Raw genomic sequence first — 13805 nt, 5'->3', positions numbered from 1 at the left:
AAATCGGTGGTTCTTGTGCGCGTCGGGTCGCACAATCGAGCACGCGTCCAGCACCACGATCCGCGAGGAGAAGTTTGTGATCACCGCGACCGACCTGGAGGTCCGGGCCGGAGTCCGCACCCTGCTGTCCGCTCCCGGACCGGCGCTTCGGGTGCAGGCGGGCGACCGGATCGGGTTGGTCGGGCGCAACGGCGCGGGGAAGACCACCACGCTGCGCATCCTGGCAGGCGAGGGGGAGCCGTACGCGGGCAAGATCCTGCGCTCCAGCGATATCGGTTATCTGCCGCAGGATCCGCGCGAAGGCAACCTCGACGTGCTGGCCCGCGACCGGGTGCTGTCGGCGCGCGGCCTGGACACGCTGATCCGGGAGATGGAGAAGCAACAGGCGCTGATGGCCGAGGTCGCCGACGACAAAGAGCGGGAGAAGGCGGTCCGCAAGTATGGCCGGCTCGAAGAACGCTTCTCGGCGCTGGGCGGTTACGTCGCCGAGAGCGAGGCGGCGCGCATCTGCCACAGCCTGGGTCTGCCCGACCGCGTGCTCGGTCAGCCGCTGCGCACCTTGTCCGGCGGACAGCGGCGCCGAATCGAATTGGCGCGCATCCTGTTCGCCGCCTCCGACGGCAGCGGCGGGCGGTCGGACACCATCTTGCTGCTGGACGAGCCGACCAACCATCTCGACGCCGACTCGATCACCTGGCTGCGTGGTTTCCTGCAGAACCACGACGGCGGCCTGATCGTCATCAGCCACGACGTGGACCTGCTCGCCGACGTGGTGAACAAGGTGTGGTTCCTGGACGCGGTGCGCGGCGAGGCCGACGTCTACAACATGGGCTGGAAGAAGTACCTGGACGCGCGCGCCACCGACGAGCAGCGCAGGCGGCGGGAACGCGCGAACGCCGAGAAGAAGGCGAGCGCGCTGCGCGCCCAGGCGGCCAAGCTCGGCGCCAAGGCCACGAAAGCGACTGCGGCACAGAACATGGCCAAGCGCGCCGATCGCCTGCTGGCCGAACTCGACGACGTGCGCGTCGCCGACAAGGTCGCCAGGATCAAGTTCCCCGAGCCCGCCGCCTGCGGCAAGACGCCGCTGATGGCGGAGAACCTGACCAAGGTCTACGGCTCGCTGGAGATCTTCACCGGCGTCGACCTCGCGATCGACCGCGGTAGCCGGGTGGTGGTGCTGGGGCTCAACGGCGCGGGAAAGACGACGCTGCTGCGCCTGCTCGCCGGAGTCGAGCAGCCGACGGCGGGTGGTCTGGTGCCGGGGCACGGTCTGAAGGTCGGTTACTTCGCCCAGGAGCACGACACCCTGGACGACAACGCCACCGTGTGGGAGAACATCCGCCACGCCGCGCCGGACGCCGGTGAGCAGGAGCTGCGCGGCCTGCTCGGCGCGTTCATGTTCTCCGGCCCGCAGCTCGACCAGCCCGCGGGCACGCTCTCGGGCGGTGAGAAGACCCGTCTCGCGCTGGCCGGACTGGTCTCCTCGGCGGCGAACGTGTTGCTGCTGGACGAGCCGACGAACAATCTCGACCCGGTGTCGCGGGAACAGGTTCTCGACGCCTTGCGCACCTATGCGGGCGCGGTGGTGCTCGTGACCCACGACCCGGGTGCAGCGGAGGCGTTGTCTCCGGAACGTGTGATCCTGCTCCCGGACGGGACAGAAGACCATTGGTCGGCCGAATATCTGGAACTTATTCAGCTCGCGTGAGATTCATCACAGGTACCCGTTGATCACGGCCTGCTGAGTGCTTAGCCTGGAAAGACGCTGCTCGGCGACTCGGAGGAAGCCATGAGCGACAGGCCACAGAGCAAGGCCACATTGGGTAAGGGCACACGCGTCACCGGCAAGTCACGCGATCGCCTACAAACCCAGTTGAAGAAACAGTACGAGGCCGGTGCGAGCATCCGGTCACTGGCGCGGTCCACCGGCCGCTCCTACGGTTTCATCCACAACGTCCTCGTGGAGTCGCATGTGCAGCTCCGCAGCCGGGGTGGAGCCAATCGCCGCAAGAGCCCATAGCGCCGCAACGGCGTGCTTTGCCGCCGGACGGCTACGCGGCCGCCCCGGGCGGAGCCCCCAACCGGATCGACGTCGACGCCCCCGAACTGGATGTCTACCTCGCCGAGCTGCACGGCGGCGTCGATGCCAGGTCCTCGGGCGCATCTCGGCGATCGAGTGGAAACGCAACGCAATTCAGCGGCGCTCGCGCCGTTGGTCGTCGCGCGGGACCCCGTCCAGCGACGGGCTTCGGCTGCTGTTGTCGTCCGGTGGAGCGCCGCTGCGCGGCGAATGCGGGGCCGCCGTTGCCGCATACCGTGGCGTTCCCGGTCTCGATATCGTGCCGCCGGACCTGTGACCGGGTTCAGTAGCCCTCCACCATGCCGTCACCGTCCACCAGCAGGTTGGCCAAGCTGCGAAAGATCGGCAGCCCGGTCTTGATCTCCAGGTAGGCGAACTGGCCCTGCGGGTTGACCTCCAGGAAGTAGTACTCGCCATCACGGCCGAGCCGAATGTCGAGCACGCCGAAGGACAATCCGAGTGCGCCCATCAGCGTGGCCAGTGACTTGCTCACCGAGGCGGGCAGGTGATCGTGCGCGAAATCGACCGACGTGTCCAAGCGGGAGTCGACCTTGCCGACGCCCGCTTGGGAGTCGATGCGCACGGTCCATTCGACCCCGTCCACCCACACCACGCGCAGATCGCAGGTGGCGTCGACGTAGTCCTGGAAGGTGGTCGGCGCCGAGCGGATCGCGGCCAGCCTGCCGAAATCGTCCCTGGAGATGATCCTGGTCTCGGCGAACTCCGCCCGGCTGGTGCCGGTGCGCTTGTAAACCACCGGACCGGGCCGGGATTCGACGAAGCTGCGCGCCTCGTCCGGATCGTTGGTGATCAACGTCTCCGGCACCGCGAACCCGGCCCGCAGCGCCGTCTCCAGCTGGACGATCTTGCGTGCCGCGGTGCGGTCGGCGCCCGGGTCGTTGACCCAGTGAGCGGGGATGGACCAGAGCAGCCCTTGAATGAATCCGTCGCACTCGGCCTGGCGAAACTCGTTGTCCGAGGCGCGGACACCCGCGGGCACCCGCGCGGGATGCGGGCGCCGCCACCACACCGACCGCACGTCGTCGAGGCCGATCAGGTGCGACAGCGAGCGTGTGGTGCCGAGCCGGTCCAGCCGGAAGCTGCCGGACTCCTGGGGGAAATCGCGCAGGTCGAGGTGGATCGGGCCGAGCCCGTGGTGTTCTCGCAGCGTCGCCGCCATCGCGGTGGCGTGTAGATCATCGGATTCGGACACGATCAGGACCGAACCGCGCCGGCGTGCGGCCATCCGCCTGCCGCTCAGTCGAGGCTGTCGCAGTTGATGCCGTCGTCGCTGCCGTTCATCGACTTGGTCTGGCAGTAGGTGAACGTCGCACCGCTCGCACCCGGGCAGTCGACGAGTTGCAGCCGGTCGGCCCAGGTTTCGGTGAGCCGGCGCAACTGCTCGTCGCCGAGCGCCTCCGACGGTGACTCCGGGATGGTCATCGGCCGATCGACCAGGTCGATCCGCAGCCTGCGGGTGAAATCGGCGGTGGCGCCCGCGCGAATGTCCACCAGCACCGGGCGCCCGTCCTGATCGGCGTGGGGCGCCGCGGAATCGACCACGCGCAGGACATCGGACCGACTGAAGGTCCACGTTCCCTCGGCGACGCGCACGCTGATCTGCCGGTCCGATTCCGCGACCAGCAGACCCTGGAGCGGAGGAACGCGGTCACCCCTCGGCGTCGTCCCGGGAAGGTGGATTGCGTCGGTCATAGCCGTTTCTCCGATCTGCTCGCGATTTGCCACGACCCCCAAGCGTGTGAGCGATCATATCGCGATGAGCGGCGTTATCGGCTCGGATCGCGAGATTTCCCGGCCTGTGGCAAACCGAATTCCGATTCATAACGCCCGAGTACCGAAAGTTTTCCGGTAGCCTGGAAATACTGAGATGGCAATCGAGAAGCTAATCTCCCGTGAGGCGCGGATGCTGCTCATAGCCCGATATTGGCGGCTGTGCATCTGTACTCTCGTCCTGCTGAGCGCAGGTGGCCCGCGACGACGGCTGCTGTGCGGCATCGTATTTCCTCCCGCGCCGCGCCGTGCTCGACTCGCTCCGAATTGATTGCCCGCGAGCGGATTCGGAGGGGCGCCGACTTCACTTCCGGTTCGCGTTGCGCTCCGCCCACCAAGCGGGGGCGTCGACGAAGTGGTTGTCGAACTCGTCCTGAGCGGCGGCGAGATCGGTCATCGGGGATTCGCCCGCGGCGATTCGTTCCAGCAGCCGGAAGTACTCGAAGCGCTGCACGCCGGGCGTGAGCGCGATGAGGATCCGTGCCGTGCTCTCCGGTGCGGCGCCGAAGGCGTGCGGCATGAATTTCGGGACCACGATCGAACCACCCGCGCCGACGGTGACGATGCGGTCACCGGCGAGCAGTTGCAGTTCGCCGTCCGCGACATAGAACAGTTCGTCGGAAAGCGTGTGATAGTGCGGCGCCGCGCCGTCCGCTCCACGGTCCATGTCGACCTCGAGTGTGCTCAGCCCGCCGCCCGCCTCCTTGGCATCGATCAGCAGGCGCATGGTGACAGACGTGGTACGCAGGGTCTCCGCATCCTGCGGCTGACGGATCGCGACGTCCTTGCGTGGCGCGGGAATGGCCATCGGAGCCTCCGTATTAGTTCGGTGATTGATAATTTGCTAGCGAACTATATCGTGCCGAATAAGATCCTGTCCATGACCGAGCGGAAAACGGACGCCGTGGACGCGATCGTGGCGCAGTGGCAGCGGGAACGACCCGACCTGGATCTCGAGGCGATGGCCGTGGCCGGACGTCTGGGCAGGCTGTTGGTGGTGGCGCAGCGTGAGATCGAGGCGGTGTTCGGCAAGCACGGCCTGCAGCGCGGCGAATTCGACGTACTCGCCGCGCTCCGTCGTTCGGGCGCGCCGTTCGAACTCAGCCCGTCGGTGCTCGCCGACACGCTGATGTTGTCCAGGGCGGGCATGACCGGACGGCTGGACCGGCTGGAGTCGGCGGGACTGGTGCGGCGCGTCGCGGACGCGCGGGACCGCAGGGCGGTGCGCGTCGGCCTCACCGAGGCGGGACGGGAATTGGTCGACACCGTGGTCACCGAGCACACCGCGAACGAGGCGCGGATGCTGTCCGTGCTCACCGCGGGGGAGCGACGGGAACTGGACCGGCTCGCGCGAATCCTGCTCAGCAGCATGGAACCGGACGCGTAGCCGCGGTAGCTCACGCATCCTTCGATCCGCCGAATCGCGCTCTACTTGGGCGAACTCGTGCCGCGATGAGGTAGCCCGATACTCGTGCCGAGTGGGCGTCCCTGCTCTACCTTGAGATTCCGTGCCGAAGGGGTCGGTGCGGTGGGCAAGGAGGCCACGATGATCGACATCATCACTCTCCGCGGCACCGGGGAGCCGCGCAACTCCGACGGAACGCCCGCGGGCATGCTGCACGACGTCGTGAAACTACTCGACACCGGGAAATTCAGCTGCTTCGAACCGGATTGGCCCGCTTCCGTCGGCCCCGTGCCGGAGGTCTGGGGTCCTTCGCTGGAGACGTCGGTACGGCTCGGCATCGCCGCCGGCGTGCGGGCGATCCAGGACTCGCCGAACGTCTGCGGCCTGCTGAGTTATTCGCTCGGCGGCATCTGCGCCAGCCGGATCCTGGAGGGCGTGCGGTCCGGGAAGTACAAGAACACCGACGGAACGCCGCTGGAGATCGCCTTCGTGGTGAACATCGCCAACCCGCTGCGCCGAGCCGGGCAGTCGGTCGGAAACCTCTGCCCGGCGAATACGTTCGGCCTGCACGGGCAGCGCGGCGCGTGGCCCGCGTCGATCGACGTCCGCGAGTACGCGAATCCCGGCGACATCATCACCGCGTCGCCCGCGGATTCGCCGTTGCGCGTCATCGACGTGGGTATCTCGCCGTTCTCGTTCGTGGAGGGCGCTCGGATCGGCAACGTCGCGCCGCTGATCTTCGCCGAACTGCTCGAAGTCCTGCTGCGCGACCCGATCGGGAACCTCGAGCGCTACACGACGGCCGTACGCGGCGTCATCGGCTATCTGACCCCGTGGCCCGACGGTCAGCACGTGCTCTATTCCGGACGGAACATGCCGGGGACGAACGTGCTGTGGACCACGCACGCCGCGGAGTACCTCAACGCGGCGTACTAGCCGCCCTCACTGCTTGCGTCGGACCGACGCCTCGACCAGATCCAATACGGCGGAAAGGTTCTCGTTGGTGTGGCCGGAGGCGATCCGGGCGATCAAACCGTCGAGGACGAGGTCGAGGTAGCCGAGCAGCACGTCGGTGGGCACATCGTCGCGCAGCGCGCCCGCGGCCTTACGACGTTCCAGGCGGGCCAAGGTGGCGGCGGTGAGTTCGGCCGAACGCTGGGTCCAGCCCGCCCGGAATTCGGGGTCGGTGCGCAGCCTGCGGGCGATCTCCAAACGCGTTCCGAGCCAGTTGAACTGCTCGGGGTGGGCGAGCATGTCGCGCATCACCTGCACGATGCCCTGATTGGCCGCGACATCGGCCATGCGTTCGGCGTCTTCCTGGGCGAGGGCGAGAAACAGCGCGTCCTTGTCCCGGAAGTGGTGGAAAATGGCTCCCCTGGACAGCCCGATCTCTTCCTCGAGGCGGCGCACGGTGGCGCCGTCGTAGCCGTACTCGGCGAAGCAGCGGCGTGCTCCGTCGAGGATCTGGCTGCGCCGGGCGGCGAGGTGATCGTCACTGACCTTGGGCACGGAATCCTCCAGCGGGGAAACACGGACCCCCGCGTCGGCGGTAGACCGACGCGGGGGTTGTCCGACACGAGACTTCAGTGGCGCGAACACGCGCCACCGAAGGTGGCGCGATCAGGCACGGATCATGTTGCGCAGCACGTACTGCAGGATCCCGCCGTTGCGGTAGTAGTCGGCCTCGCCGGGGGTGTCGATGCGGACCACCGCGTCGAAGGTGATCTTGTCACCGTTCTCCTTGGTGGCCGTGACCTTCAGGGTCTTCGGGGTGGCACCCTCGTTGAGCTGGGTGATGCCCTCGATGTCGAAGGTCTCGGTGCCGTCCAGCTTCAGCGACGCGGCGGACTCGCCCGCCGGGAACTGCAGCGGGATGACGCCCATGCCGATGAGGTTGGAGCGGTGGATGCGCTCGAACGACTCGGTGATGACGGCCTTCACACCCAGCAGGCTGGTGCCCTTGGCGGCCCAGTCGCGGGAGGAGCCCGAACCGTATTCCTTGCCGCCGAGCACGACCAGCGGGACGCCCGCGGCCTGGTAGTTCTGCGAGGCGTCGTAGATGAACGCCTGCGGGCCACCCTCCTGGGTGAAGTCGCGGGTGTAGCCACCCGAGACGTCGTCGAGGAGCTGGTTGCGCAGCCGGATGTTGGCGAAGGTGCCGCGGATCATCACCTCGTGGTTGCCGCGCCGCGAGCCGTAGGAGTTGTAGTCCTTGCGCTCGACGCCGTTGGCCTCCAGGTACTGCGCGGCCGGGGTGCCGGGCTTGATGTTGCCCGCCGGGGAGATGTGGTCGGTGGTGACCGAGTCGCCGAGCAGCGCGAGCACCCGGGCGCCCTTGATGTCGGTGACCGGCTCCGGGGTCTGCGGCATGCCTTCGAAGTACGGAGGCTTGCGCACGTAGGTCGACTCGGCGTCCCACTCGAAGGTCTTGCCCTCCGGGGTGGGCAGGCTGCGCCAGCGCTCGTCACCCCGGAACACGTCCTTGTAGTCCTCGAGGAACATGTCGCGGCTGATGACCCGGTCGATGGTGTCCTGGATCTCCTGCGGCGAAGGCCAGATGTCCTTCAGGAAGACGTCGTTGCCCTCGGTGTCCTTGCCCAGCGGGTCGTTCTCGAAGTCGAAGTCCATGGTTCCCGCGAGCGCGTAGGCGATGACCAGCGGCGGGGAGGCCAGGTAGTTCATCTTCACGTCGGGGGAGATGCGGCCTTCGAAGTTACGGTTGCCCGACAGCACCGCGGTGACGGTGAGGTCGTTGTCGTTGACCGCTTTGGAGATCTCCTCCGGCAGCGGGCCGGTGTTGCCGATGCAGGTGGCGCAACCGAACGCGACCAGGTTGAAGCCCAGCTTGTCCAGGTACGGCCACAGGCCCGCCTTCTCGTAGTAGCCGTTGACCACCTGCGAACCAGGAGCCATGGACGTCTTCACCCACGGCTTGCGGGCCAAGCCCTTCTCCACCGCGTTGCGGGCCAGCAGGGCCGCGCCGAGCATGACCGACGGGTTGGAGGTGTTGGTGCAGGAGGTGATCGAGGCGACCACGACGGCGCCGTGGTCGAGCACGAAGTCGCCGTACTCCTCGCTGCGCACCGTCACCGGCTTGGACGGACGGCCCTCGGCGCCGTTGGCGGCCGACACCAGCGACTCGGCGCCGTCGTCGGCGAAGGACAACACGGCAGGGTCGCTCGCGGGGAAGGACTCCTCGACGGCCTCGTCCAGCTTGCTGTGCGGGGTGTCGGCGGCGGGGCCGCTCTCCGCGTCGTTGGTGTAGTTGTGGATGTCCTTGCGGAACGCGATCTTGGACTCCGACAGCAGGATCCGGTCCTGCGGGCGCTTCGGGCCCGCGATGGACGGCACCACGGTGCTCAGATCGAGTTCGAGGTATTCGGAGTAGGCGGGCTCGGAGTCGGCGTCGTGCCAGAGGCCCTGCTCCTTGGCGTACGCCTCGACCAGCGCGACCTGCTCGTCGGAGCGGCCGGTCAGGCGCAGGTAGTCGACGGTCACGTCGTCGATCGGGAAAATCGCTGCGGTGGAACCGAATTCGGGGCTCATGTTGCCCAGGGTGGCGCGGTTGGCCAGCGGCACCTCGGCCACGCCCTTGCCGTAGAACTCGACGAACTTGCCGACCACGCCGTGCTTGCGCAGCATGTCGGTGACGGTGAGCACGACGTCGGTGGCGGTCACGCCCGGCTGGATCTCACCGGTCAGCTTGAAGCCGACGACGCGCGGGATCAGCATCGAGACGGGCTGGCCGAGCATGGCCGCCTCGGCCTCGATGCCGCCGACGCCCCAACCGAGGACGCCGAGGCCGTTGACCATGGTGGTGTGCGAGTCGGTGCCGACACAGGTGTCGGGGTAGGCCTGGCCGTTGCGGACCATGACGACGCGGGCCAGGTGCTCGATGTTGACCTGGTGCACGATGCCGGTGCTCGGCGGGACGACCTTGAAGTCGTCGAACGCGGTCTGGCCCCAGCGCAGGAACTGGTAGCGCTCGCCGTTGCGCTGGTATTCGATGTCGACGTTGCGCTCGAAGGCGTCGGCGCGGCCGAAGACGTCGATGATGACGGAGTGGTCGATGACCATCTCGGCGGGGGCGAGGGGGTTCACCTTGTCCGGGTCGCCGCCCAGGGTGGCCACGGCCTCGCGCATGGTGGCCAGGTCCACGATGCACGGCACGCCGGTGAAGTCCTGCATGATGACGCGGGCGGGCGTGAACTGGATCTCGGTGTTCGGCTGCGCCGTGGGATCCCAGCTCGCGATGGCGCGGATGTGATCGGCGGTGATGTTGGCGCCGTCCTCGGTGCGGAGGAGATTCTCCGCGAGGACCTTCAGTGCGTACGGGAGTTTCTCGGTGCCGGGCACGGCGGAGAGGCGGAAGATCTCGTAGGAGTTGCTTCCCACCTCGAGGGTGCCCTTGGCGCCGAAAGTATCGATACTTGTCGTCACGTCAGCTCCACTCGTCTGTGCGGGTGGCCACCGGCGGGGCTGTGCCGGCGGCCGAGTCTTCGGAGGTGCTCCGGCGCCGCTCCGGCGCTGGTTCCTCGCGCCTACGACCTTAACAGTACGCTTGTCCTGTGAAACACCAGGGGGCGGTTCGGCGTGCCGCGCGCGCGAGATGCGACACTCCGTCGCGTACTGTGCTTTCGAGCCAGCAAGGGGGATCTTGCTCGCCCTGCAGTGTTGGATGCCCGTCGCTTCGGTTGCCGATGCGGCTCGACAGACCGGATGGAAGATGACCGCCCCGCACAACTCGGTTTTCACCCCTATGGCCGCCGAATTGCCGCCGAATGTCACCGCCGACACCGTGCGCTCGCTCAACGCCGATCTGGCCGACGATCACGTCGCGACACTGACCGGTAAGGACAAGAAGGAACTGGCCGCCATCGCCGCGGAGGCGCGATCGCAAGGAATCCCGCTGAGCATCGTGGTCGTCCCCGGCAATCCAGGACACGACTCGAGCCTACGGGACTTGGCCACCGAGGTGGGTAAGACGCAGCACGGCACCGTGGTCGTTCTCAGCGACGACTGGGTAGGCACCTACAGCGACACGATCAGCCGTGTGCGGCTGGAGTGGGCCGAGGACGCCGCCAAGGGCACGCAGGGTAAGAGCGGAGAAGCCGCGAGCATCTTCACCGCCCGCTTGGAGACGCCGGAGTCGATGTCCTGGACTGCCATCACCTGCGCGCTGCTGGGTGGAACGGTGGCGGTCATCGCCGGACTGTACTGGGTCAAGGTCCGGCGGGCGGCGGCCGACGGACCGGAGCGTGTGGCGAGCGCCCGGCGGACACCGGACGGCGAGTCGTCCGACGCGCGCGCCATCTGAGGTCGCGGCGCCTTTCTGCGAAGCCGGCTGCGGCCGATTCGACATTCTCGTGGTTCACCGCGCCGGTAACGGCGTGGTTGTCCATCGCCACTCGGCCCCGAGCGCGGGACCTCTACGTGTCGCAGGCGTGCGTCGCTGACACCGCCTTCGCTCGATGCGAAGCCGAGCTGTGTCCGATCTGGGGCGAAATCGGGTCGTCAGCATCCAGGTAGCTAATTTTCCGAACGGTTGGTCTGTTGCGTTCGAAGAAAGCGTGGCGCGCAGTACAGCAAATTTCTAGCAATGAAGAAGATGTGGGCGGCAACAAGGTCGATGCCGTTTTGTCGGTGACGTAAGTGTCGTACGGTTCGAATGGTCCCTGATGGGGAATAAGTGTTCCCAGAGGCCATCTGTCGACCACAGTGCATCCTGGTTCGCCTGATGCCCTCGAGGATTGCCGGAATCCGGTCCTTGGAGGTGTGATGCGCAACAACGGCGGGCTCACCAACTGGCGCCGACTATCGGTCGCTGTGGGGTTGCTGATTGCGGTCGTTGTAGTGGTCACGACTGGACCTGTCGCTGCTGTGCCACCTCCTCCGCCAAATCCCAGCGACGGCGAGATCGCCCAGGCGGGCGCGCAGGTGGACGCCGGTGTCGCCGAGGTCGGCACCCTGATCAACCAGGTCGCCGTGGTCGATCAGCAACTGGGGCAACTCGACGACGCCGTCGCGCAGCGCCGGGAGGACGTCAACCGAGCGCTGGTGGACCTGCAGACCGCGCGCGACGCCGCCGACGCGGCCGCCGTCGTGGTGGTGGACACCCAGCTCGACCTCGCCGATGCCGCGGCCAAGGTGGGCCAGGCGCGACGCAACTTCGATCAGTTCGCCACCCAGGCCTATACCAATCCGGGCTCCGGCTCGATGGTCACCTACCTCGCCGCGGCCACCCCCGCGGTCGCACTGGACCGGGCCCAGCTCCTCGAGCTGGTCTCCAAAAATCGTCAGCAGGTGCTGGACGGTCTGCGGCGCGCGCAGATCGATCAAGGCAACAAGAACTCCACCGCGCGGCGGGCGAAATCGGACGCCGACACGGCCGCCGCCCTCGCCGCCGCGCGCAGGGCCGACGCCGAGAACGCGGTCGCGGCGGCGAAGGCCGAACTCGACCGGCAGACCGCCCAGCGCGACGACCTGCTGCGGCGGCGCCAGGACGCGCAGGGCAGGCTGGATCAAGCGCGGCAGAACGTGGCCGGCCTGCAGGACCAGCGTGACGCGTACCTGGCCTGGGACGCCATGCGCAAGGTGGAGGAAGCGGCGGTGCGTGCCGCCGCGGCGGCGGCCGCCGCGCGCGCGGCCGCCGACCAGGCCGCTCGCGATCGCGCCGCCGAACTCGGCACCGGAAAACGCCCGCACACTCAGCTGGAGGACGCGCCGCCACCGCGGCGGAGCGCGCCACGACCGAAGTCGCCACCGGTCGAAGGCTCCGCGGCGATCGAGATCGTGGTCGATCGCGCCATGTCACAGCTCGGCGTCACCTACGCCTGGGGTGGCGGCGACGAGGACGGGCCGACCCGCGGCATCCGGGACGGCGGCGTCGCCGACAGTTACGGGGACTTCGAGAAGGTCGGCTTCGACTGCTCGGGGTTGATGGTCTACGCGTTCGCGGGCGTCGGGGTCTCGCTGCCGCACTACAGCGGCTACCAATACAACGCGGGCACCCGGGTGCCGGTCGGCGATCGCGAGCGCGGCGACATGCTGTTCTGGGGGCCGAACGGCAGCCAGCACGTGGCGCTGTATCTCGGCGACGGGAAGATGGTGGAGGCGCCGGAATCCGGCGACGTGGTGAAGGTGTCCCCGGTCCGCGAGGGCGGCATCATGCCGTTCGCGGTGCGCGTCGTCTCCTGATATCGGACATTCCGGGTGCCCCGCCCGGCCGGAGGACCGCGGAAATTCCCATTCTGTCGGGTCCGGTTGCGGCACAGGCGGTGATTACCTGGAATAGTTGTGGCAGCACGCACAGGACCAAGGCGAAAGCGGGGATGTTGGTGACTTCGACGGACGGTGTGAGCGGAGCGAACTCGGCGAAGGATGCGCCGGTCTCGACGCCCAGCACCCTCGAGCGTGACGTCCAGACCCTGGAGAAGGCGATCTACGAGGTCAAGCGGGTGATCGTGGGCCAGGATCGCCTGGTCGAACGACTGCTCGTGGGCGTGCTCGCACGTGGTCACGTTCTGCTCGAAGGTGTCCCCGGCATCGCGAAGACCCTCGCCGTGGAGACCTTCGCCAGGGTGGTCGGCGGCTCGTTCGCCCGCGTGCAGTTCACGCCCGACCTGGTGCCCACCGACCTCATCGGTACTCGCATCTACCGGCAGGGCCGCGAAGAGTTCGACACCGAACTCGGCCCGGTCGTCGCCAACTTCGTGCTCGCCGACGAGATCAACCGCGCGCCCGCCAAGGTGCAGTCGGCGCTGCTCGAGGTGATGGCCGAGCGGCACGTGTCGATCGGCGGCAAGACCTACCCGATGCCCGACCCGTTCCTGGTCATGGCGACGCAGAACCCGATCGAGAGCGAGGGCGTGTACCCGCTGCCCGAAGCGCAGCGCGACCGCTTCTTGTTCAAGGTCGTCGTCGACTACCCCTCCGTGGAGGAGGAGCGCGAGATCATCTACCGGATGGGCGTCACCCCGCCGGAGGCGAGCCGGATCCTGGAGCCGGAGGACTTGATCCGTCTGCAGAAGGTCGCGGCCAACACCTTCGTGCACCACGCCTTGGTCGACTACGTGGTCCGGGTGATCGCGGCCACCCGCAAACCGGCCGAGTTCGGCATGCAGGACGTGGCCAGCTGGATCTCCTACGGCGCGTCGCCGCGCGCCAGCCTCGGCATCATCGCCGCGGCCCGCGCCGTCGCGCTCATCCGGGGCCGCGATTACGTGGTGCCGCAGGACGTCGTCGAAGTGATCCCGGACGTGTTGCGCCATCGCCTGGTGCTGTCCTACGACGCGCTCGCCGACGAGATCAGCCCGGAGGACGTCATCAAGCGCGTTCTGCAGACCGTCGGCCTGCCACAGGTCGCCCCGCAGGCCGTTGCGCCCGGCGTGCCCGCCGCGCCGCCGCAGGGCGCCCCGCAGCAGGTTCCCCAGCCGCCGTCGCCGCAGCAGGCCGTGCCCCAGCCGCCCAACGGGCAGCAGTCGCAGCCCGCGGGCACCGTTCCGCCGAAGTGACCTCGGCATCGGATCG

12 protein-coding genes are annotated in these 13805 nt (G+C 67.9%); 7 read left to right on the top strand and 5 right to left on the bottom strand.

The genetic code is table 11. The annotated features are described in order from the left end of the window. The first annotated feature begins 76 nt into the window (after positions 1-76). Both ACFV2O_RS12330 and ACFV2O_RS12325 read left to right on the top strand, forming a co-directional pair. On the top strand, positions 77-1708 hold the full coding sequence (locus ACFV2O_RS12330) for an ABC-F family ATP-binding cassette domain-containing protein (RefSeq protein ID WP_356961853.1): 1632 nt from the start codon (positions 77-79) through the stop codon (positions 1706-1708). Positions 1709-1789: 81 nt separating this feature from the next. Beyond that, positions 1790-2020 (top strand): helix-turn-helix domain-containing protein, encoded by a 231-nt coding sequence (locus tag ACFV2O_RS12325; protein WP_355070859.1) that lies wholly within the window; start codon positions 1790-1792, stop codon positions 2018-2020. Positions 2021-2363: 343 nt separating this feature from the next. Here the strand turns inward: ACFV2O_RS12325 and ACFV2O_RS12320 are convergent, their stop codons facing one another. From ACFV2O_RS12320 to ACFV2O_RS12310, 3 genes are all read right to left on the bottom strand, one after another. Further along, entirely contained in the window at positions 2364-3293 is a 930-nt protein-coding gene (locus tag ACFV2O_RS12320; RefSeq protein ID WP_356961855.1) for a hypothetical protein, read from the bottom strand. A 44-nt stretch (positions 3294-3337) separates the two neighbouring features. Further along, positions 3338-3793: a hypothetical protein gene (locus ACFV2O_RS12315; protein WP_355070863.1), complete on the bottom strand. Its 456-nt coding sequence runs from the start codon at positions 3791-3793 to the stop codon at positions 3338-3340. A 382-nt stretch (positions 3794-4175) separates the two neighbouring features. Next, positions 4176-4679: a cupin domain-containing protein gene (locus ACFV2O_RS12310; RefSeq protein ID WP_379251852.1), complete on the bottom strand. Its 504-nt coding sequence runs from the start codon at positions 4677-4679 to the stop codon at positions 4176-4178. Positions 4680-4751: 72 nt separating this feature from the next. Between ACFV2O_RS12310 and ACFV2O_RS12305 the strand changes: the two genes are divergently transcribed. Continuing rightward, positions 4752-5258 (top strand): MarR family winged helix-turn-helix transcriptional regulator, encoded by a 507-nt coding sequence (locus ACFV2O_RS12305; RefSeq protein WP_379251851.1) that lies wholly within the window; start codon positions 4752-4754, stop codon positions 5256-5258. 159 nt (positions 5259-5417) lie between these two features. Then, on the top strand, positions 5418-6212 hold the full coding sequence (locus tag ACFV2O_RS12300; protein WP_379251850.1) for a hypothetical protein: 795 nt from the start codon (positions 5418-5420) through the stop codon (positions 6210-6212). Between the two features lie 6 nt (positions 6213-6218). On the opposite strand, the gene ACFV2O_RS12295 is transcribed toward ACFV2O_RS12300, so the two are convergent. Both ACFV2O_RS12295 and ACFV2O_RS12290 read right to left on the bottom strand, forming a co-directional pair. Continuing rightward, entirely contained in the window at positions 6219-6785 is a 567-nt protein-coding gene (locus ACFV2O_RS12295; protein WP_039798681.1) for a TetR/AcrR family transcriptional regulator, read from the bottom strand. 111 nt (positions 6786-6896) lie between these two features. After that, on the bottom strand, positions 6897-9716 hold the full coding sequence (locus ACFV2O_RS12290; RefSeq protein WP_355070871.1) for an aconitate hydratase: 2820 nt from the start codon (positions 9714-9716) through the stop codon (positions 6897-6899). 286 nt (positions 9717-10002) lie between these two features. Here ACFV2O_RS12290 and ACFV2O_RS12285 point away from each other — a divergent pair, with 286 nt between their 5' ends. From ACFV2O_RS12285 to ACFV2O_RS12275, 3 genes are all read left to right on the top strand, one after another. Then, the gene (locus tag ACFV2O_RS12285; protein ID WP_356961861.1) at positions 10003-10593 is read left to right on the top strand and encodes a DUF6676 family protein; all 591 of its coding nucleotides are present in this window, start codon (positions 10003-10005) and stop codon (positions 10591-10593) included. A gap of 461 nt (positions 10594-11054) precedes the next feature. Further along, the gene (locus ACFV2O_RS12280; RefSeq protein WP_379251849.1) at positions 11055-12473 is read left to right on the top strand and encodes an NlpC/P60 family protein; all 1419 of its coding nucleotides are present in this window, start codon (positions 11055-11057) and stop codon (positions 12471-12473) included. Between the two features lie 134 nt (positions 12474-12607). Next, positions 12608-13789 (top strand): AAA family ATPase, encoded by a 1182-nt coding sequence (locus tag ACFV2O_RS12275; protein ID WP_379251848.1) that lies wholly within the window; start codon positions 12608-12610, stop codon positions 13787-13789. The last annotated feature ends 16 nt before the right edge of the window (positions 13790-13805 follow it).

Origin of the sequence: Nocardia sp. NPDC059691 (assembly GCF_042733915.1) — a bacterium.
GTDB lineage: Bacteria > Actinomycetota > Actinomycetes > Mycobacteriales > Mycobacteriaceae > Nocardia > Nocardia sichangensis.
Note: the sequence above shows the minus strand (reverse complement) of the source record. Positions and strands in the feature narration are given on the sequence as shown.